17 protein-coding genes are annotated in these 19,356 nt (G+C 71.8%); 5 read left to right on the top strand and 12 right to left on the bottom strand.

Annotated features, from left to right (window positions below; translation table 11 throughout):
- Positions 1 to 29: 29 nt before the first annotated feature.
- Positions 30 to 3,161 (bottom strand): tetratricopeptide repeat protein, encoded by a 3,132-nt coding sequence (locus JYJ93_RS14555; protein WP_206791374.1) that lies wholly within the window; start codon positions 3,159 to 3,161, stop codon positions 30 to 32.
- Between the two features lie 180 nt (positions 3,162 to 3,341).
- Here JYJ93_RS14555 and JYJ93_RS40055 point away from each other — a divergent pair, with 180 nt between their 5' ends.
- Positions 3,342 to 4,781 (top strand): hypothetical protein, encoded by a 1,440-nt coding sequence (locus tag JYJ93_RS40055; protein ID WP_242543812.1) that lies wholly within the window; start codon positions 3,342 to 3,344, stop codon positions 4,779 to 4,781.
- Position 4,782: 1 nt separating this feature from the next.
- Here the strand turns inward: JYJ93_RS40055 and JYJ93_RS14545 are convergent, their stop codons facing one another.
- A complete protein-coding gene (locus JYJ93_RS14545) occupies positions 4,783 to 6,282 on the bottom strand; it encodes an amidase (protein ID WP_206791372.1) in 1,500 nt (499 codons plus the stop codon).
- A 68-nt stretch (positions 6,283 to 6,350) separates the two neighbouring features.
- Positions 6,351 to 7,088: a L,D-transpeptidase family protein gene (locus JYJ93_RS14540; RefSeq protein WP_206791370.1), complete on the bottom strand. Its 738-nt coding sequence runs from the start codon at positions 7,086 to 7,088 to the stop codon at positions 6,351 to 6,353.
- A 296-nt stretch (positions 7,089 to 7,384) separates the two neighbouring features.
- Here JYJ93_RS14540 and JYJ93_RS14535 point away from each other — a divergent pair, with 296 nt between their 5' ends.
- Positions 7,385 to 9,778, top strand: coding sequence for an RIO1 family regulatory kinase/ATPase (locus JYJ93_RS14535; RefSeq protein ID WP_206791368.1), 2,394 nt, complete (start codon positions 7,385 to 7,387; stop codon positions 9,776 to 9,778).
- Between the two features lie 108 nt (positions 9,779 to 9,886).
- Here the strand turns inward: JYJ93_RS14535 and JYJ93_RS14530 are convergent, their stop codons facing one another.
- The 4 genes from JYJ93_RS14530 to JYJ93_RS14515 form a co-directional block, all read right to left on the bottom strand.
- Complete coding sequence (locus JYJ93_RS14530) at positions 9,887 to 10,777, bottom strand: alpha-ketoglutarate-dependent dioxygenase AlkB (RefSeq protein WP_206791366.1); 891 nt, start codon at positions 10,775 to 10,777, stop codon at positions 9,887 to 9,889.
- 12 nt (positions 10,778 to 10,789) lie between these two features.
- Entirely contained in the window at positions 10,790 to 11,503 is a 714-nt protein-coding gene (gene deoD, locus JYJ93_RS14525; RefSeq protein WP_206791364.1) for a purine-nucleoside phosphorylase, read from the bottom strand.
- A 15-nt stretch (positions 11,504 to 11,518) separates the two neighbouring features.
- Positions 11,519 to 12,919 (bottom strand): LysM peptidoglycan-binding domain-containing protein, encoded by a 1,401-nt coding sequence (locus JYJ93_RS14520; RefSeq protein WP_206791362.1) that lies wholly within the window; start codon positions 12,917 to 12,919, stop codon positions 11,519 to 11,521.
- A gap of 85 nt (positions 12,920 to 13,004) precedes the next feature.
- On the bottom strand, positions 13,005 to 13,475 hold the full coding sequence (locus JYJ93_RS14515) for a putative toxin-antitoxin system toxin component, PIN family (RefSeq protein WP_269012684.1): 471 nt from the start codon (positions 13,473 to 13,475) through the stop codon (positions 13,005 to 13,007).
- Positions 13,476 to 13,638: 163 nt separating this feature from the next.
- On the opposite strand from JYJ93_RS14515, the gene JYJ93_RS14510 reads away from it, so the two are divergent.
- The 3 genes from JYJ93_RS14510 to trxA all read left to right on the top strand — a co-directional run bounded on the left by JYJ93_RS14510 (position 13,639) and on the right by trxA (position 16,138).
- Positions 13,639 to 14,253 (top strand): CAP domain-containing protein, encoded by a 615-nt coding sequence (locus JYJ93_RS14510; RefSeq protein WP_206791358.1) that lies wholly within the window; start codon positions 13,639 to 13,641, stop codon positions 14,251 to 14,253.
- Positions 14,254 to 14,290: 37 nt separating this feature from the next.
- Positions 14,291 to 15,481 carry a cysteine desulfurase-like protein gene (locus JYJ93_RS14505; RefSeq protein WP_206791356.1) on the top strand — a complete coding sequence of 397 codons (1,191 nt, stop codon included), beginning with the start codon at positions 14,291 to 14,293 and terminating at the stop codon, positions 15,479 to 15,481.
- A gap of 336 nt (positions 15,482 to 15,817) precedes the next feature.
- Positions 15,818 to 16,138: a thioredoxin gene (trxA, locus tag JYJ93_RS14500; protein ID WP_206791354.1), complete on the top strand. Its 321-nt coding sequence runs from the start codon at positions 15,818 to 15,820 to the stop codon at positions 16,136 to 16,138.
- Between the two features lie 61 nt (positions 16,139 to 16,199).
- On the opposite strand, the gene JYJ93_RS14495 is transcribed toward trxA, so the two are convergent.
- Genes JYJ93_RS14495 through JYJ93_RS14475 form a run of 5 tightly spaced genes read right to left on the bottom strand, consistent with a single transcriptional unit; the run spans position 16,200 to position 19,356 of the window.
- On the bottom strand, positions 16,200 to 17,084 hold the full coding sequence (locus tag JYJ93_RS14495; RefSeq protein WP_206791352.1) for a DMT family transporter: 885 nt from the start codon (positions 17,082 to 17,084) through the stop codon (positions 16,200 to 16,202).
- 58 nt (positions 17,085 to 17,142) lie between these two features.
- Positions 17,143 to 17,427 carry an SDR family NAD(P)-dependent oxidoreductase gene (locus JYJ93_RS14490; RefSeq protein WP_242544416.1) on the bottom strand — a complete coding sequence of 95 codons (285 nt, stop codon included), beginning with the start codon at positions 17,425 to 17,427 and terminating at the stop codon, positions 17,143 to 17,145.
- Positions 17,427 to 18,143, bottom strand: coding sequence for a VTT domain-containing protein (locus tag JYJ93_RS14485; protein ID WP_206791341.1), 717 nt, complete (start codon positions 18,141 to 18,143; stop codon positions 17,427 to 17,429). Before JYJ93_RS14485 ends, JYJ93_RS14490 begins: the two co-directional genes overlap by 1 nt.
- Entirely contained in the window at positions 18,140 to 18,802 is a 663-nt protein-coding gene (locus tag JYJ93_RS14480) for a hypothetical protein (protein WP_206791339.1), read from the bottom strand. The genes JYJ93_RS14485 and JYJ93_RS14480 overlap by 4 nt, the downstream gene beginning before the upstream one ends.
- On the bottom strand, positions 18,799 to 19,356 hold the full coding sequence (locus JYJ93_RS14475; RefSeq protein ID WP_242543810.1) for a TetR/AcrR family transcriptional regulator: 558 nt from the start codon (positions 19,354 to 19,356) through the stop codon (positions 18,799 to 18,801). The genes JYJ93_RS14480 and JYJ93_RS14475 overlap by 4 nt, the downstream gene beginning before the upstream one ends.

Below are 19,356 nucleotides of genomic sequence, written 5' to 3'. Positions count from 1 at the left end.
CCCGGGCCCTGGCGCTTCTGGGGAGGCGATTACCGGACGAGCGCGTCCCGGGCGGGATCCGCGGGTTTGGGGGTGGCCATGGCGGCCTTGAGGTCCCTGCGCGCGGCGGGGGGCAGCCTGGCGATCCATCGGTCCATCGCCTGGCGCAGCTCCGGCACGGAGGACTCTTCGTCGGGCAGCGCGGCGGCCTCCTGGCGGGCCTCGGCGACGAGTTGCACCGCGCGCGCCGGGTTCTGCTTCGCGTCCCACAGCGCGCGGCCCAGCATGTAGCGCGCGGCGGGGCGCTCCGCGGGACGGGGCCGGGCGCGCTCCCAACCGGCGACGGCCTTCTCCAGCGGGGCCAGCGCCTCGCGCGGACGGCCGAGCACCATGTACGTGCGCCCCAGGTCCACCAGCGCCCCCGTCCAACCGCCGTTCACGTCATCCGGCAGGGACGTTTGGAGCGCGGCGGCGCGCTGGAAGTACGGCAGGGCCTGGTCCGGCTGGTTGCGGTAGCTGAGCGTCTGGCCCATGCCCCGGAGCACCAGCGCCAGCGTGGGGTGGTCCGGGCCCAGGCTCTTCTCCACCTGCTCGAGCGCCGTGGCGAAGCGCTGGGTGGCCTCCTCCAGCCGGCCCATGTGCACCAGCAGCGTGCCGATGTTGTTGACGATGATGGCCACCGTGGAGCTGTCGCGCCCCTCCGTCTTCTCCGCGATGTTCAGCGCGCGTTCATAGAGGGGCAGCGCCTCCTCGCGCTTGCCCTGGTACTGGAGCGCCAGCGCCAGGCTGTTGAGCGCGTCCGCCACCTGCGGGTGGTCCTGCCCCAGCGAGCGCTCCAGCAGCGCCAGCGCGCCCCGGGCCAGCCGCTCCGACTGCACGAAGTCGCCCTGCTGCCAGCGCACGCTGGCCTGCTCCAGGCGGATGCGCGCCACGTCCGGGTGCTCGGGCCCCAGCGCGCCGCGCACGGTGCCCAGGGCGCGCTCGTACAGGCTCAGGGCCTCCTCCGCGCGCCCCTGGGAGCGGCGCACGGTGCCCAGCTCCACGCGCACGTCCGCGACCTCCAGGGCCTCCGGGCCGAAGCGCTTCTCCAGGAAGGACAGCGCGCGGGTGAGCTGCTCGTGGGCCTCCGGGTAGCGGCCCTGGCGCGACAACAGCCGGCCCAGGTTCATGGCGAGCGCGCCGGCCAGCTCCCTGCTGCCGCCCAGCCGCTCCACCGCGGCGCTGGCGCGCTCCGCGGCCTGCTGTCCCTGGGCGTAATGGTCCAGCCGTTCGCCCGTCACGCGCACCGCCAGCGTCCAGGCCCGGGCGGCGGCGTCGTCGTTGCGGCCGGCCTCCGCGGTCCACGCGGCCTGGAGCACCGTGGCCTCCGCGCCCCGGTAGTCCCCGGCCCCGTCCTTCAGCTCCGCGAGCAGCAGCAGCGCGTCCGCCGCGCCGGCCCAGTCCCCCGCGGCGCGCGCGGACTGGGCCACCGGCTCCACGCGCGCCACGCCCTGCGAATAGCGGCCGGCGGCGCGCAGCGCCCTCGCGTCCACGAGCGCCTGGAGCAGCGCGACCGTGCGGTCCCTGGCGGCGGGATCGTCAGGTGAGGAGTGGCCGCGCGACGTCAGCGCCTCCACGTCCGAGCAGCCCGCCAGCGGCGTCAGCCCCTCCACCGCGCGGGGCGCCCGCTCCACCAGGTCCGGGTCCGCCTGCGTGAACAACTGCGTGAGCGCGGCCACGTCCGCCAGCCGCGCGTCCAGGCAGCGCATGCGCAGCGCCATCACCGCTTCGCTCTGCTCGTGGCGCACGCGGGTGGCTTCACAGGCCGCCGTGCGCGTCGTCACCCACGCGGCGGTGTACGCGTCCAGCCCCCGGCGCACGTGCCGGAAGGCGTCGTGCGCGAAGCGGCGCTGGGTGCCGACGAAGGCCGCCTCCACCGCCTGCTGCCGGGGAGCGTCCCACACGCCGTCCATGGCGCGCGCGGCGCCCTCGCAGCCCGTGGCATCGCGGCGGTTGAGGACGTGCGTGACGCCCACCGCGGACAGCATGAGCAGCGACGCGCCCGCCACGCGCAGCCGCCGCGTCCGGCGCGCCGCCGGGTCCGACTCCAGCGCGGCGATGAGCGCCTCCATGGAGGCGTGGCGGTCCTCGGGCTTCACCGACAGGCCCTTCACCACCACCTTGCGCAGCCACTGGGGCACGCCGGAGTGCCGGGGCACGCTCTTCACGCGCCCCGCGTGCACCGCCTGGGACAGCTCCTCCACCGTGGCGCCCGCGAAGGGGCGCTCGCCATAGAGGCCTTCGTAGAGCGCGGCGCAGAAGCCGAACTGGTCGCTGCGCGCGTCGGTGCGCTCCTCCGGCGGGAACTGCTCCGGGGCCATGTACGCGGGCGTGCCGCCCTCCATGGCGCGCGGGTGCGTGTGGGTCCCCGGCATCACCGGCGGGACGGCGGCGCCGAACATGATGCGCGACAGGCCGAAGTCGGTGACGCGCACGCGGCCGTCCTGGCCCACGAGGATGTTCTCCGGCTTCACGTCGCCGTGCACGACGCCCACCGCGTGCGCGGCGGCGAGCCCCCGGGCCACGGCGAGGAAGAGCTCCACCACCTGCCGCCACGGGTGCGGACCGTCGTGCTCCCACTTGCGCAGCGTGTGCGCGTCCACCAGCTCCATGGCCAGGAAGACCTGCCGGCCGAAGGTGCCCACGTCGAAGACGGAGACGACGTGCGGGTGGGAGACGCGGGCCATGGCCTGCGCCTCGCGCAGCACCTGCGTGCGTCCGGCCTCCGCGCCCAGCCCCAGCGCCTCCACCTGGAGGAGCTTGAGCGCGACGCGGCGGTCCAGCTCCGGATCATAGGCGGCGTACACGACGCTCATCCCGCCCACGCCCAGCATCTCCAGGATGAGGTAGCGGCCCACCGCCGTGCCGCGCGCGAGCGGCGGCGTGGGCAACCGCAGGCGCGGCTTCTTTCCACGCCACGGGTCCACGGCCAGCGTCGCCAGCTGGCTGTCGAGGACCTCCTCCTCCGGAGCGGCGGGCCCGGAGGCGTCCGCGGGCGGTTGCACCTTCAGCGCCTCGGACACCATGCGCCGGCAGGAAGGACACGTGTCCAGGTGCTCGTCGACGAGCGCGGCCCTGTCGGGAGGCAGCGTCCCGAGCAGGAGGTCCATGAACGTGGATTCGTCCAGACAGGCGAGGGGCATGGGAGGCACGTGGAGGGCGGCAGCACAGCAGGAGTCACGGCGGGCGTCGAGTCACCCCCGGGACGTTTCATGCGTTGAAGGGTCGCCTGCTCGGCGGGTGGGACGTCGGTTCGCGAACGCCTGCGTTCCAATGTGTTGAGACAGGGGGCGCTTTCTGGGAAATCTCCGAGGATGTGGCGGTTGCGACGTCTCGGATGGGCCGGGCTGATATCGCTGGCGCTGCACGCCCTCCTCTTCGGGCTGTTGTGGGCGCTGGACCCTCATCCGTCGTCCACCGGACGCACGGCCCGGTCGCGTGAGCAGGCCGTCGAGGTGGAGATCATCACCCCCTCGCCCTCCGTCCCCCCGGCGACACCGGCGGTCCAACCGCCTCCGGCCCAGGAACCCGCCACGCCACCGTCCGGCATCGCGACGCGTGCGCCGCCGAGGAACGCCCCGCCTCCGGCACCGCCCCCCGTGGCGACACGAGAGACACCGAAGTCCGCGCCGCCGCCCGGTGAACCGCGCGCTCCGGCGAAGGACGCGCCGACGGAGCCACCTCCGGAGACCGCGGCGCGCGAACCCTCGGAGCCGCCGCCTCCCGTCGCGACGCGCGAGCCCGCGCCTCCCGAAGACACGCCGCGCGCCCCGGCGGACGATCTTCCACGCCTGGACATCGCGACCCGCGCGCCCGCCGCGGACGGGGACCGGCCCACGGTGGATGCGCCACGCGCGCCGACGCCGGGCTCCCTCCCCTCGAACCTGCTCCCCTCTCCCGGCTCGAGCGCGGGGGTCATCATCACGACGCCGGAGAACTCCCGGGGCGGAGGCCGCACGCTGCGCCCCGGAGACCCGAGCCTGTCCGCCGAATCCCTCGCCGCCCAGGAACACGCGCGCGTATCGGAGCGCGTGCAGGGCATCGTCGATGAGCGCCGGGCGCGCGACCGCGTGGACACCGGCCGCATCCACCCCTACTTCGGCCAGCTGCGCGCGCAGTTGGAGAAGCAGATGGACGCCCCGCCCCTGTTCGACATGCCCAGCTTCCCCAAGCAGCTGATGTACTCCTACGCGGAGAAGGCCCGGCGGTTCGGCGCCAGCGGCTCTCCCGGGAGCATGCCCGGGCCCAGCAAGCCTCCCAAGCCGGGCGAGCTCCTCGCGAAGCGCGCCCGCGACGAACCCGGCTACGACCGCCTGCGCGCCCTCTCCCAGGCGGGCGAGCAGCTCCAGGACTTCGCCCACGGCGTCAGCACGATGAAGCTCACCGTCACGCTGGAGCTCCTCCAGGGCCCGGACGGCCTCTTGCGCGAGGTGAAGCTCATCAGCCGCAGCGGCAACCGCGCCTACGACGACTACGTGCTCCAGTCCGTCCCGCCCGCGCTGGGGAAGGCCACCGCGCCGCCCCCGGACGCCATGGGCGTGCACACGGACGGCATCCGCAGCGTGTGGGCCGTGGAGGGCCGCGTCGTCTATGTGCGCAAGGTCAGCGAGATGAAGAAGGGCTCGGACAGCGTCTACCTCGCCGGGCTGGTCGCCGCGGGATTCCTCGCCGGCAACTTCGATGAGACCACCGGCGAGGTCTACGTCATCGACGTGCGCAACCCGCACTTCGAATGCCGCTCGCGCCTGCTGCGCGTCTACTGACTCAGGGCGTGAACGCCGGAGGCCACCGCACGCCTCCGCCCAGGGGCAGGAGCGCCTCCGCCACGTCGAGCAGCGCCCCGTCCGTCCACCGCCGCCCCACCAGCTGCGCCCCCACCGGCAGGCCCGCCGCCGTGCGCCCCAGGGGGAACACCACCACGGGGCTCCCCGTCGCGTTGAACAGGCAGGTGAACCCGCCAAGGGCCTCCAGGTATCCGCGAGGCGCGCCGTCCACCTCCACCGGCGCCCCGAACGGCGTGTGCGGCGGCGCGGCCGTCATCGCCACCGGCACGAGCCACGCGTCCCAGCCGGACAGGAAGTCCTCCAGCAGGCCGATGTGCACGTCCCGCCGGCTGAGCGCCGCGCCGTAGCCCGCCATGTCCACGCACGTGCCCTGCACGATGCCCTTCGCCAGCAGGTCGCCTTCGAAGGGATCGAACTGCTGCTGGTAGCCCTCGCGCATGGACGGAGGCAGGGGCGCGCCCACCTCGCCGCCCTCCATCAGCCCCCACACCTCCACCAGGTCCGTGAAGTCCTGCCCCGGCGGCACGGCCTGCTCCACCACGACACCTTTCGCGCGAGCGGCGGCGATGAAGCGTTGGAACAACTCCCGCGTCTCGCGGTCGGCATGGAAGGGCCCCAGCGTGTCCGCCCACGCCAGCCGCAAGCCCTCGAGGGCCCGGGGCTTCGCGGCCCCCACCGGCGCGACGGGCGGCACCTCCGGAGCGCGCGGATCCACGCCCTCGATGAGGGACAGGATGAGCCGCACGTCCGCCACCGAGCGCGCCATAGGGCCCGCGCACGCCATGTGACGCACGTGGCGCGGCCCGTCCGGTGGATCCGGGACGTGACCGAAGGTGGAGACGCGGTGCTCCGTGGGCTTGATGCCCACGATGCCGCAGTAGTGCGCCGGCTGCCGGATGGAGCCGCCGATGTCGCTGCCCACCTCGAACGGGGTGAGCCCCGCCGCCACCGCCGCCGCCGCGCCACCGCTGGAGCCGCCCGGCGTGCGCCCCAGGTCATGCGGGTTGTTCGTCCGGCCCCAGAGCGGCCCGTCCGTCTGGAAGTCCGCCGCGAACGGGGGCAGGTTCGTCTTGCCGAAGAGGATGGCCCCCGCCGCCTTGAGCCGGGCCACCACCGTCGCGTCCTGAGCGGGCACGTACTCGGCGAAGGCCGGGTGGGCGGACGTCGTGCGCAGGCCCCCGGTGCTGAACGCGTCCTTCACCGTGAAGGGCACGCCGTGCAGCGGCCCCCAGAGCTCGCCCCGGGCAAGCGCCGCGTCCGCCGCCTCTGCCCGCTTCCGGGCCCGAGCCTCGTCCCACGTCACCACGGCATTGAGCGCGGGGTTGTGCGCCCGGGCACGGGCGAGGAAGGCGTCCAGCACCTCCACCGCGCTGACGTGCCGCTCGCGCAGGGCGGCGGCCAGCTCCGTCGTCGTGAGGGTGATGAGCGCGCGAGCCCCCCCGGCGGCTCCGGACTCCTGAAGCGGGACCGATGACTTCATGTGCGAGCACTCCCCTGGAGCCAGCCCCGGCGGGGCGGACCTCCCATGCTCCCGGTTCTACCAGCTCCTCAGCGGGCCCGGACCTGGGGGGCCGGGGACACGACGTAGGCGGCCCCGGAGGCATCCACCTTCACCTTCGGTGGACGCCGGGACTCCTCGAAGTAGCGGTAGCCCGGCTCCAGGCCGCGCCAGAAGGCCTTGCGCGCGTCGGTGACATTGGAGAGGGCCTCCAGCGCCGCGAGCCCCGCCGCGTCCAGCCGGCGTGGGAAGAGGTGCACCGGCACGTCGCGGCCCATGCTCGCGCGGGCCTCGGACACCATCACGTACAGCTCCTCGATGGGTCCGTCCTCGATGGCCAGGCAGCCGATGCTCACGCAGTCGCCATGGATATAGATGTCGCCCCCGGGCTTCGCGGCGCCCTGCTTGCGGTCCAGGGCGTTCGGGTAGCTCACCCGCAGGGACAGGTGGTACGCGCTCTTCGGGTTGAAGAGGTCCACCGTGTAGAAGCCCTCCGGGACCTGCAGGTCGCCCTGGGCCCGCTTGGGGCCCACGTCGCCGGAGGCCGCGCAGACGGGAAAGGTGCGCACCTTCACCAGCGGCTGGCCGGGCCTGCCCGCCCAGACCTCCAGCTCCCGCTCGACCTTGAAGGCCCGCAGGTAGAGCTCCTCCGGGGGCCAGGACAGCCCCGCCGCCTTGAACGTCTGGACAAGACCGGCCGTCTGGCGCTTGCGGGCCGCCGCGACCCGGTCTTCCGCGTGGGCGCACAGCGAGGTCAACAGGACACCGCAGGCGAGCAGGACCTTCATGGGCGGAATGCTCCTTCGCTGAAAACCGTTTGACGCCGGGCGGACGTCAATCCGGTCCCTGGGCAGGGGTGGGCGGCGAACAGGCGCATGGCACGGGGGCACCCCTGGCCCCCTGCTTCCCAAGCTGCTAGCAAGCGGTACGTGGGCTTTCTGGATGACGTTCAGCGTAGCGGCGATGGAAACCAGGGGCGGCCCGGTGTTCTCATCTCCAACGTGCATCATGGCGAGCAGGGGCCGCCGGTGTACGCAGCGACGGATGCTCCCCGCCCCGTGCCGTTCCGGCCTTTTGCTTAAGAATGAATGACTCCCTCGAGACCCTCCTCGCCGACGGCATCATCGACGCCGTCATCGGCCAGCTGAAGACGGGGAAGGAGGCGGAGGTGTGGCTCGTCCAGCACGCCGGCCAGGTCGTCGCAGCGAAGCTGTACAAGGAGCGCCACGAGCGCAACTTCCGCAACAACTCCGGCTACAAGGAAGGCCGCGAGGTGCGCAGCTCGCGCACGCGCCGCGCCATGGAGAAGGGCAGCCGCTTCGGGCAGGCCGCCGCGGAAGAGGCGTGGAAGAACGCGGAAGCGGACTCGCTCTACAAGCTGCACGCACAGGGTGTGCGCGTGCCCACGCCGGTGATGTTCTACGAGGGCATCCTCCTCATGGAGCTGGTGCTGGACGCGGAAGGCCAGCCCGCGCCCCGGCTCGTGGAGGCCCCGCCCCAGACCCCCGAGGAGGCCGAGGCGCTCTACCTGGACCTGCGGGCCCAGGTGATTCGCACCCTGTGCGCGGACCTCATTCACGGGGACCTGTCGCCCTACAACATCCTGATGAGTGGGAACGGCCCGACCGTCATCGACTTTCCGCAGACGGTGGCGGCGGCGCGCAACAGCCAGGCGGAGTTCTACTTCCGCCGCGACCTGGACAACGTGCGGCAGTTCCTGGCGGGCTTTTCGGCCCGGCTGGCGGGCCGCTCGGGTGACACGGGCGAAATCTGGAACGCGTACGTGCGGCGCGAGCTGACGACGGACTTCGTGCCGTCGGGCACCTTCCGCGAAGCCCCGCGCGGTCAGCGAGGCGCGGGCCGCCAGGGCACCCGGCAGGAGCGGTTCCTCCAGCAGGAGGAGGCCCGGCGCAACGAGGTTCGTCCGGCTCCGGCGCCCGTGGTGGAGGTGGAGGAAGGGCTCAGCGCGGAGGAGGCGGAGCTGCGCGCGCTGGAGGCGCTGGTGCTGCGCCAGGGTGGCGGCGAGCGCGGGCGGCCCGTCGTCACGGCGAGCCCGAGGGATGGGCGCCGCCGCGGTGGTGGGTTTGGTGGCAAGCCGCCGCCGCGCACCGGCAGTGCGCCGAGGCCCGGGAACGGGGGGCCCCAGCAGAACGCGGGAGCGCGTCCGCCGCAGGGTGGCGGCAACAACCGGCCCAACGGCAACAACAATGGGCGTCCGCAGCAGGGAGGTCCACGCAACGGCGCTGCGGCGCAGGGCGCTCCGGTGGCGCAGGGTGATGCCCGCGCGAACGGGCGTCCCCAGCAGGGCGGTCCGCGCCGGGATGGACGTCCGCCGCGCCAGCCCAGCGGCGAGGCGCGCATGAACGGTCATCCGATGGGCGAGACCGCTCAGGCCCCGCAGCAGAACAGCCGGCCGCCACGCACCAACGGACAGGCCTACGGCGACGGTCAGTCGGCACAGCAGAACGGCCGGCCGCCGCGTACGAACGGCCAAGCCTATGGCGACGGTCAGTCGGCACAGCAGAACGGCCGGCCGCAGCGCACCAACGGGCAGGCTTACGGCGACGGTCAGCCTGCACAGCAGAACGGTCGGCCGCAGCGTACGAATGGACAGGGCTACAGCGACGGTCAGCCTGCACAGCAGAACGGCCGGCCGCAGCATACGAATGGACAGGCCTACGGCGACGGTCAGCCTGCACAGCAGAACGGCCGGCCGCAGCGTACGAATGGACAGGCCTACGGTGACGGTCAGCCTGCACAGCAGAACGGCCGGCCGCAGCGTACGAATGGACAGGCCTACGGTGACGGTCAGCCTGCACAGCAGAATGGCCGGCCGCCACGCATGAACGGGCAGTCCCGCGGCGGTGAGGCGGGCATGAACGGTCAGGCCTACGGCGAGAACGGTCAGTCGGCACAGCAGAACGGCCGGCCGCCGCGCATGAACGGTCAGCCGATGGGCGAGAACGGCCAGTCGGCGCAGCAGAACGACCGGCCGCCGCGCATGAACGGCCAGTCTCGTGGCGGTAAGTCGCGCCAGAACGGTCAGCCGTATGCAGGCGAGGCGGCCGTGAATGGCCAGCCGCACGGTGGCGAGTCCGGTGTGAACGGCCAGTCGCAGCAGCAGGACGGCAACGGCCGGCCGCCGCGCAACGAGTGGCGCGCGAATGGGCGTCCGCAGCAGAACGGCGGGCCTCGCCAGGACGGTCCGGGGGCGCAGGCGCGCATGAACAGCCGGCCTCCGCGCAACAACGGCTCCTTCCAGGACGGCGCCCCACAGCAGAACGGCGAGCCGCGCCAGAACGGCCCGGGCCCCCGCGAGGCACGCGGCAACCTGCCCAACAACGGTCCCCGGATGCCCCGTCAGGGCCCGGAGCGCGGCGCGGGACGTTCCTCCCGGGGTTCCTCCGCGCCCCAGGTGAGCTACGTGGGCCGTCCGCCCGCGGCCTCGTCCTCGAATCCCGAGACGGGCTCCTCCTAGCCCTCGGTCAGGGGAGCGCCCTACCAGGCCTCCCCGCCAGCGGCACACCGCGCGAACCTGTCCGACTGTCGGACAGGTTTTGAGCCGCGCCGGCCGGAGGCGCCCGCCCTACTCCGTCTTCACCGGCGGCGCTTCGCGCGACAGCTCATCGCGGAAGAACCGGCTGCCCTTCGCGAGCGTCTCCATGTACGGGCGCACGTCCTCGCGGGCCTCCGGGCTCAGCTTCGCGAACGGCGTCACGTGCACGTCCGGCACGTAGCGGAACGTCAGGTTGATGCGCCGCGTGCGGAAGTCCGGCAGCTCCGGCGGCATCACGTGCCCCGCACGAGTGTCCACCCGCTGCACCCGGTGGAACGTCTGCTCCTTCCACTGCGCCCCACCAAAGAGCTGCAGCGCCCCGTCATCCAGCCACTGCTCCAGCACCACCGCGTCCCGCTCCCCGGGCCGCGTGGACGTGACGAACTGGATGAGCGCGCGCTCGCCCAGCGACAGCGACGCCACCGGGCCCGGCTCGAAGTCCTTGTGCTCGCCCACGCGCGCGGTGTCCACCCAGCGCCCGTCCTCCAACCGGCTGCCGTAGAAGTTCACCAGGCACGTGTTGAGGTGCCAGCCCTGCGGCATATCCGGGCCCCGGAACATCCGCCGCGCCAGCGCCTCCACCTTCTCAATCTGCCGCTGCAGCACCGCGGGGAACGGCTCCGCCTTCACGCAGCGGTTGTGCACGCCCTTCGGGGGCCGGTAGTAGTCCAGGCACGCGAACTGCCAGTTGCCCAGCCAGTACACCGGCCGGAGCAACCGCCGCTGCTGCTGGCCCTCCGGCGGTGGGAAGTGCTTCGAGTAGCGCTCCTCCCACAGCGGGTGCAGCGTCCCCAGCCACGCCAATATCTCCGCGCGGTCCGCCGAGTTCAGGAAGCTCGCGTTGTAGTGATGGCCCGGCGTGCGCTGCGCGGCCTTGCGCGCCAGCGGGGAACCCGGGCCCCTGCGGGGCGGCAAGGCCATGCGCTCAGGTCCTCACGCCTCGGAGGCGGCCACGTCCAACGCCAGCTCGATCATCTCGTCGAACGTCGTCTGACGGTCCTCCGGGGACAGGTGCTCGCCGGTGCGGATGTGGTCCGACACGGTGAGCAGCGACAGCGCCCGCGCGCCGAACTCCGCAGCCACGCCGTACAGGCCGGCGATCTCCATCTCCACCGCCAGGATGCCCATCTTCTCCAGCGTCGCGTTGAGCGCTTCCTGCGGGTGGTAGAACAGGTCCGAGGTGAAAACGTTGCCCACGCGCACCGGCTTGTTGCGCTTCTCCGCCGCCTCCACCGCGCGCCGGGCCAGCGTGAAGTCCGCCACCGCCGGGAAGTCGTGGCCCATGACCCGCATGCGGTTCACGTTGGAGTCCGTGCCCGCGCCCATCGCCACGATGACATCGCGCAGCTTCACGTCCGTGCGCAGCGCGCCGCAGCTGCCCACGCGGATGAGCACCTTCGCGCCGTAGTTCCTCACCAGCTCCGTCGCGTAGATGGAGATGGAGGGCACGCCCATGCCGTGCCCCATCACGGACAGCCGCTTGCCCCGGAAGGTGCCGGTGAAGCCCAGCATGTTGCGCACCGCCGTGACGGAGCGCGCGTTCTCCAGGAAGCGCTCGGAGATGTAGCGCGCCCGGAGGGGGTCGCCCGGCATGAGGATCACTTCAGCGAAGTCACCGGGAGACGCGGAGATGTGCGGAGTTGCCATGGAAGCAGAAGCCTTTCAGCGCCCGGTCGACAGACCGGAGGGAACACCCGTGGGAACGGCCACCGGCGTCGGTGCCGGCGCGGCGGGAGTGCACGGGTTGGGCAGCTTGCCCGAAGCCGCGGGCGTCGTGTTCACCAAAGCGGGGGCCTCGGCCACGGGAGGCAGCCGGCGCGGCGGCAGCTGCACCGGCGGGGGGATGGGGCAGTGCGTGCACGGGCCCTTCAGCGGAATCACCAGCCGCCGGCCAATGCTCAGGAACGTGTTGCGCATCCGGTTGGCCTTCTTGATGGCCACCACGCTGGAGTTGTGACGCAACGCAATGCCACCCAGCGTGTCCCCGTTGCGGACCTTGTACATCATCAGGTTCTGGTCCGGCTGGAGCGCCAGCAGCGGCGCCACCCGGCGGCCCAGCTCCTGCGCACGGCCGTTGAAGAAGCGCACGTGGAAGTGGTCGCGGTGCCGGCGCGCGTGCTTGATCAGCGAGTTGAAGCCCGCGTTGAACAGCGAGTCCAGCCACACCTTGTCCTCGCCAATGGACAGCGCGTAGTCGTACAGGACCTTCTGCACGCGCTTATCCACGAGGATCATCTGCACGTCGGTGTTCACCACCAGCGAGCGGACCAGCGCCCAGTTCATGGCCACGTCGATGTAGCGCTCGCGCTCGCGCTCGCGCACCGGCTCCGCGGTCGGGTAGTAGAAGCCGAAGTCCACGTCGCGGCCGTTCTGGTGGCTCTTGTGCGGGCGCAGGTAGCCGCCGTCCTTGGTGGACAGGCGGTTGACGCGCAGCGTGGGCACGTTCGGGTACTGCGCGCGCACGGCGCGGATGGCGGCGACCACGTAGTCCACCGTCTCCTGCGTGCCGTAGGCGATCTCCGGCGACACCACGATCCAATCCTTGTCATCCGGCACGCGCACGCTGTTGATCTGCCGGCCGCTCTCCACGAAGCCAATGGACATGGACCCCAGCGTGGCCGGGTCCTTCTTCCAAGCCTCGGTGAGCGCCTCGTCGGACAGGTCCGCGGTGTACAGCGGCCCCGAGGGCGCGGCGGGCGCGAGCGGCGCCTGCATCTCGCCCTCCTCGCTCACGCCTTCATCGTCGGTGGCCGCGGTGGCCTCGTCGTCCTCTTCCTCCGCGTCCACGGGGCAGGGGTTCTCCCGCACGGCGGCGTCGGTGACGACGGCGGCGACCTCCGCCGGGGAAGGCATCGCGACGGGGGCGCCGGACGCGCTCACGGCGGGCGTGGCCTGGGACGAGGCCGGAGCCGGGGCCTGCGCGGGCGGCGTCGCGGCCGGCGTCTCCACGGGAGGCGTCGCGGTCTGGGCCTGGACCGGGGCTGGAGCCGGCGCCGGGACGGGGGTGACGACACGCGCGGCGCAGCCGGCGCAGAACAGGAGGATCAGGAGTGAGGAACGCACCGGGCCGCAGGATGGCCCGAGATGCCCGGGTCACCAAGCGCGGAGCGCGATTTTGACTGCGCGTACGCACCCCTGCCTGCCTGCTTCAAGCGCTCCGTGTGAGGCCCTCCGTCTCCAGCGCCTGCGAGGCACGGCGAGGCGAGAGCACCTCGAAGGGCAGCCGCCGCCCACCGCCCATGGACAGCACGCGCTGGTCCTTGCTCACCAGCCATGAAGCCCCCGCGCGCGCCGCCAGTTCCAGGAACTTCTGATCATCCCGGTCCCGGCACGGCGGCAGCTCCACCGGAGCGCCCTCCCCGTCCGCCACGCGCACGAGCGCGCCGTACGCGTCGCGCACCGTCCGCTGCGCGTCCGCCGTCAGCTTGAACGAGGGATAGGCGAGCACCAGCGCCAGCTCCTTCAGCGTGTGCCGGTCCGCCCACGCCGTCAGCGCACCCGAGCGCAGCGCCCGCGCCAGCGGCCGCGTGAAGACGTCATCAAAGACGAACACGTCCAGCACCACGTTGGTGTCCAACACCACGGAACGAATGGCAGTCGCAGCGGAAGGCGTCTTCACGGTGACAGAACTTTCCGTCACCAACACCGCTGACACAACCCCGCCCTTTCACGCGTCAATCACAATACACGCAGGGTCCATGGCAGAAACCAGGAATCACCGACAAGAATGCATCTCGCTGACCCCTCCCCCTGGCCGGCCCCCGCCGGCGAAAGGTCTGTCCATGAAGCCCTCGTCCCGTTCGCTGTGTCTGACGTTGCTGAGCGCCGCTGCCCTGCTGGGCGGCTGTGGAGGCGAGGAGGCGCCCACGCCGCAAGGGGAAGGGGTCGTGGTGCCGCCGGTCCAGACGGAGGTCGCCGGCAACGGGCTGAGCGCGAGCGCCGCGTATTGCGACGACGTGACGACCTGGGATCCCGCCTGGGTGCAGTTCGAGACCGACGTGCTCACGCTCATCAACCAGCGCCGCGCGGCGGGAGCCACCTGTGGCGGCGTGGCGAAGCCGGCGGTGGGCGCGCTCACGCTGGACACGAAGCTGCGCTGCGCGGCGCGCAAGCACTCCAAGGACATGGGCACGAACAACTTCTTCAGCCACACGGGCTCCAACGGCTCCACGCCATGGCAGCGCATGGCGTCCGCGGGCTACAGCTACCGGACGGCGGCGGAGAACATCGCCGCGGGCTACGGCACCGCGCAGGCGGTGGTGGACGGCTGGATGGCCAGCACGGGCCATTGCAACAACATCATGAACGGTGCGCTGAAGCAGACGGGCATTGGCTACTACAACGCGCCGTCCAGCACGTACCGCGCGTACTGGACGCAGGACTTCGGCACGCCGTAGTTCGCGCGAGAGGGCGGAGGGCTATGCTCCGCGGCCCATGCCCTCCCCCTTCGCCGAGCACTTCCCCGCCCTGCGGTCTGGCTTCAGCTACCTGGACAACGCGGCGGGGGCGCAGGTGCCCACGCATTGCATCGACGCCATCCATCAACTCCTGACGGGTGGCAGCTGCAACGTGGGCCAGCCCTACCCCGCCTCCCGCGTGGCCACGGCGCTCAAGGCCCGGGCGCGCGAGGAGACGGCGGAGTTCCTGAACTGCCGGCCCGACGAGGTCATGCTCGGGCCCAGCGCCACCGCGCTCACCTTCCAGGTGGGCCGGGCCGTCTCACGCCTCTTCAAGCCGGGCGACGAGGTGGTCATCTCCGAGCTGGAGCACGAATCCAACGCGGCCCCGTGGCGCGCGCTGGAGGCGCAGGGCGTGAAGGTGACGACCTGGCGCGCGAGCTGGCCGGAGGGGCGGCTGGAGGCCTCCGAGCTGCGCGAGCTCGTCACGCCGCGCACGCGGCTGGTGGCGGTGTCCGCGGCGGCGAACTCCGTGGGCGCGACGCCGGACGTGGCCGCGGCGGCGGAGGTGGCGCACGGCGTGGGCGCGTGGCTGTTCGTGGACGCGGTGCACTCCAGTCCGCATCACCTGCCGGACGTGCGCGCGTGGGGCGCGGACTTCGCGGTGTTCTCTCCGTACAAGGTCTTCGGTCCGCACCTGGGCAGTCTGTTCGTGCGGCGCGAGCTGCTCGCGGGGCTGCCGGCGGACAAGCTGTGGTTCATGCCGGATGACGGTCCGCAGAAGTTCGAGCCGGGCACGGCGAACCACGAGGGCTGGGCCGGATGGCTGGGCTCGCTGCGCTACCTGCGCGAAGTGCTGGGCGGTGGCCAGCCGGGACGCGAGGGATTGACGCGGGCCTTCCAGCACATCGCGCAACTGGAGCAGCCGCTGCTGGAGGCCACGCTGGAGCAACTGTCCCGCCATCCGCGCGTGCACCTCTACGGGCCGAAGACGTCCGCCGGGCGCGTGGCCACGTTCTGTTTCAACGTGACCGGCCTGTCACCGCGCGCCGTGGCCGAGCACCTGGCAGAACAGGGCGTGGGCGTCGCGGCGGGGCACTACTACGCGACGATGGCGGCCCAGGCGCTGGGGCTCATGCCTGACGGCGCGGTGCGCGCGTCGTTGCTCCACTACAACACGGCGGAGGACGTGGGCCGGCTGCTCGCGGCGTTGGACTCGCTTCCCTGATGCCGGGAGCCCCCCGCAGGTTGGCGGGAGAAGGTCTACACGTCGCTGCCCCAGGGCGTCCGCTCCTCGCGGAGACGCCGGGGTATCCGTATGTCGAGCGCGTCGTCCACGGCGCCTGAGCGCCGCCATCGCCCCAGGGGCGGGCCAGGCTGGCCGCCCGGTCCAGGCCTCCGACCGCGGGCGGGGGCGCCCGCATGTCCTCCCATTCATAGACATGAAGGGCCTCGTGCTCACCGCGGGAGGCATTCCCAGCAGTCACACGGACACGCTCGGGGCATGCCAGTACCAGTACGCCCCGGGCATCACTGACTCAATTCCTCACCCGGAGCCATTTCGATGCCAATCAACGCGACGACGGATGCGACGTTCCAGCAGGATGTCTTGGATTGCGCCCCCCCTGTCATGGTGTATTTCTGGGCCCCCTGGTGCGGGCCCTGCCGGATGATGGCCCCCGTCCTGGAGGAAATCGGGATGGAGTACACGGACAGGGCCCGGGTCTTGAAGCTCGACACGGATGAGAACCCCATTGTCGCGTCGCGGTTCGGCATCCGGTCCATCCCCACGACCCTGGTCTTCAAGGGCGGCCAGTTGGTGGACAGCGTCATCGGCGCCGTGCCCAAGGCGAGCCTGACCCAGGCGCTCGAAAAGTACCTTTGAGTCCCAGCGCTGAGCGCCTTTGTCCCAAGGCCGCCAGGATGCGGATGGCGAAGAATCCTCCTCACGCCTCCAAGGGCGGAGGGGGCCGCTTCGCCGTCAGCGTCGCCCCGGCGGACGCCACGCTCACCAGCGCGACCGCCAGCCATTGCAGTGGGGTGAGCTGTTCGCGCAGGAACAGCCACCCCACCAATGTGGCCACCCCGGGCTCCAGGCTCATCAGGATGCCGAAGGTGCGGCTGGAGAGCTGCCCCAGCGCCAGCATCTCCAAGGTGTACGGCAGCGCGCTGGACAACAGCGCCACGCCCACGCCCGCGGCGAAGAGGCCCGGCGTCATCCGCTCCAGGTGGCCTTCGCGCATCATGAAGGGCAGCACCGTCAGCATGGCCACCACCATGCCCGCCGCCACGCCCTGCCCCTCCGGCACGCGGCGTGACAGCCTTCCGCCCGCCAGGATGTAGAGCGCCCAGCACGCCCCCGCCGTCAGCGCCAGCACCACGCCCAGCGGATCCAACCCGCCGGGCGTCGCCGTCCACGGCGTAATCAACACGATGCCCGTCGCCGCGAAGAGCACCCACACGAAGTCCAACGCCTTGCGCGACCCCACCACCGCGAGCACGAAGGGCCCCACGAACTCCAGCGTCACCGCGAGCCCCAGCGGGATGCGCGCGATGGCCAGGTAGTACGTGAGGTTCATCACGCCCAGCGCCACGCCATACGGCACCACCGCCGCCCACTGCGACCGCGTGTAGCGAAGCAGCGGCGGGCGGAAGAACGCCAGCAGCATCACCGACGCCAGCACCAACCGAAGGCCCGCGGCCCCCACCGCGCCCAGCACGGGGAAGAGCCCCTTCGCGAGCGCGGCGCCCCCCTGCACGCTCACCACGGCGATGAGGACCGCGGGGATGGGGGGCAGGGCTGGGACACGGCGTCCGGCGACTTCGCTCATGGCGCGGCAATCTAGCCAGGGGGCCTCACGGATTCACGGGCGCACTCCACGCCTTCGTTCACGGGAGCGCCCTGCGCATCCTGGGAGGGACGGGCCGCTCCGCCGCCACCACGGCCGCCAGGAGAGGTACTTGGAGCCCCTCGGAAACAAGCGACACGGGCTGCGCCTCACGCGGCTCGAGCCAGGGCGTCGGCGCCCTGCTCCGGCGTGCTCGAGAAAGGCTTCGCGAGCGCGTAGACGACATTTCCTGGTTGCGGCCGACAAGGGTCAGCGTCGCGCCGCGCCTGGCGAAGTCCTTCGCCGCCGCCTTGCCGATGCCGTCCGTCGCTCCGGTGATGAGCATCACCTTTCCCGCGAGGTCCTGCGCCATGAGCCGCTCCAGGGTTTGAATGGGTGACGTCCGCGCTCGAAGAACCGGGCGAGCGCGGCGAAGAGCAGCGAGGCGGCGAGCAGGCCGCCGAGGATGGGCCACGCACCGGGCTGCATCCGCCCTGACGCGTCGAACATCTCATTCCCGAGGTAGCTCACGAGGAGCAGCGGCGGCACATAGCCGACCAACGAGCCCCAGAAGTGGGTCCAGAACCCCACCTTCGAGACGCCAAGGAACCCGTGGAGCACCTGCGGCATCCAGAGCACCAATCGAAGCACCACGACGGTCTGGAAGGCGCGCTCCTCCAGTGCGTCGTCGTACTTGCGGAACCGCGCGGGGATGCGCGCGGAAACCCAGTCCTTCGCCACGAAGCGCGCGAATGAGAAGCCGACCACGCTCGCGGCCATCGTCCCGATCATCGAGAGCGCGAAGGCGGTCCGCCACGGCCAGATCAACGGCGCCGCGACGATGAAGATCGAACCGGGGACACCGAACGGCTGGAGCACCGTGTACGCGACGATGAACGCGAGGTAGCCCCAGGCCCCCAGCTCCACGAGCGTCTGGGCCAGGGCCTTCGGCTCGGAGAGCCACGCGAAGACGTCCAAGGACCAGGCGCCCCCGAGCACAAGGAGCACCAGCGCGATGACGCCGAACCTCGCGACTCGCAGCGAGCGAGCCGTCGCGCTCACGCGCCGACCCTGTTGATGTCGGCCGACTCGAGGATGAAGCGATCGGCCTTCCCTTCGACGACCCGCAGCATCGCGCGGCCGAGGATTTCGGAGGTGGTGAACAGGAATGGGAAGACGCGGATGAAGAACGGCATGAGCGGGTTCAGGGGCTTCATCAGGACCACCCCGACCTGATAGGCCCGCGTGCGGCTCCGGATGCCGGGGCCCGCGCGGATGAACCCGGGACGGACGGCGCCGGCATGGCGGAACGGCATGGACTTCAGCGCGCCCTCCACCCGCTGCCGGACGCGCGCCCACATCGAGCGCCCGCCAGCGCCACCCGCGGAGCAGTAGCAGAAGGAGAGTCCGGGGTTGAGCCGCAGGAGCGCTCGCGCCCAGACGAGCGTCAGCGCCTCGGTCAATCGGGCGTAGGCCGCCTCGTCCAGCCCCACCGAGCTGACACCAATCGCCCAGATGCAGGCGTCGTAGCCCACGAGCTGGTCTTCGATGGCGGCGAACTCGAAGAGGTCGGGCAGCAGCAGCTCACGCAGCTTCGGGTGCGTGACGCCACACGTCTGTCGCCCGATGCTCAGCACGGCTTCGACCTCGGAGGCATTGAGCGCTTCGCGCAGCGCGCCCGCTCCAACCATTCCGGTCGCACCGAAGAGGATGACTTTCACTTCCGCCTCCCCTTCTCCTTCGCGGGAGGGGCGAAGCGCGCCGCGAGGAGCGCTGTTCGCTGCTCCAGCACCGCCGTGCCGGGCTCGTCCGCGAGGAGCCCGTCGAGCGCGAGGAGGAAGACCTCGGCGCTCGCCTCATCTCCCAGGATGGAGGCCACGCACCGCAGCGCGACCTTGCGATGGAGCGCGTCGGTCTCGGGGTCGATCCGCTCGCAGGCCGCGAGGAACTCGCCCCCCATCGGCGTCCCGACCATCTCCGCCCAGGGCTCGATCACCATCACGCGGCAGACGTCGAGCAAGCGCTCATACGGCGTGCGGTCCGGCGCGTTCGCCGCCTGCGTCGCCAAAGGATGGCGCGACACCAGCCATTCCACGAAGACAGCCCGGAAGATGTCTTCTTTGTCCTTGAAGACCCGGTAGAGCAGCGTGCGCGAGAGGTGCGCCCGTTTGGCGATGTCCTCGAACGACGTCTTCGCGAAGCCGAAGTTGAGGAAACACCACCGCGCGGCGAGCAGGATCTTCGCTCGGCGCGCGGCGGTCTCGTCTTCCGTCAT

This window comes from Corallococcus sp. NCSPR001, assembly GCF_017309135.1.
Taxonomy (GTDB): Bacteria; Myxococcota; Myxococcia; order Myxococcales; family Myxococcaceae; genus Corallococcus.
The sequence above is the reverse complement of the archived record's forward strand: the minus strand, read 5'-3'. Positions and strand labels throughout refer to the sequence as shown.

Excerpts from the sequence above, each read along its gene's own strand:
- JYJ93_RS14555 (WP_206791374.1), bottom strand. The coding sequence starts at position 3,161 with ATGCCCCTCGCCTGTCTGGACGAATCCACGTTCATGGACCTCCTGCTC.
- JYJ93_RS14545 (WP_206791372.1), bottom strand. The coding sequence starts at position 6,282 with ATGAAGTCATCGGTCCCGCTTCAGGAGTCCGGAGCCGCCGGGGGGGCT.
- JYJ93_RS14540 (WP_206791370.1), bottom strand. The coding sequence starts at position 7,088 with ATGAAGGTCCTGCTCGCCTGCGGTGTCCTGTTGACCTCGCTGTGCGCC.
- JYJ93_RS14535 (WP_206791368.1), top strand. The coding sequence starts at position 7,385 with ATGAATGACTCCCTCGAGACCCTCCTCGCCGACGGCATCATCGACGCC.
- JYJ93_RS14530 (WP_206791366.1), bottom strand. The coding sequence starts at position 10,777 with ATGGCCTTGCCGCCCCGCAGGGGCCCGGGTTCCCCGCTGGCGCGCAAG.
- deoD (WP_206791364.1), bottom strand. The coding sequence starts at position 11,503 with ATGGCAACTCCGCACATCTCCGCGTCTCCCGGTGACTTCGCTGAAGTG.
- JYJ93_RS14510 (WP_206791358.1), top strand. The coding sequence starts at position 13,639 with ATGAAGCCCTCGTCCCGTTCGCTGTGTCTGACGTTGCTGAGCGCCGCT.
- JYJ93_RS14505 (WP_206791356.1), top strand. The coding sequence starts at position 14,291 with ATGCCCTCCCCCTTCGCCGAGCACTTCCCCGCCCTGCGGTCTGGCTTC.
- trxA (WP_206791354.1), top strand. The coding sequence starts at position 15,818 with ATGCCAATCAACGCGACGACGGATGCGACGTTCCAGCAGGATGTCTTG.
- JYJ93_RS14495 (WP_206791352.1), bottom strand. The coding sequence starts at position 17,084 with ATGAGCGAAGTCGCCGGACGCCGTGTCCCAGCCCTGCCCCCCATCCCC.
- JYJ93_RS14490 (WP_242544416.1), bottom strand. The coding sequence starts at position 17,427 with ATGCTCATCACCGGAGCGACGGACGGCATCGGCAAGGCGGCGGCGAAG.
- JYJ93_RS14475 (WP_242543810.1), bottom strand. The coding sequence starts at position 19,356 with ATGACGGAAGACGAGACCGCCGCGCGCCGAGCGAAGATCCTGCTCGCC.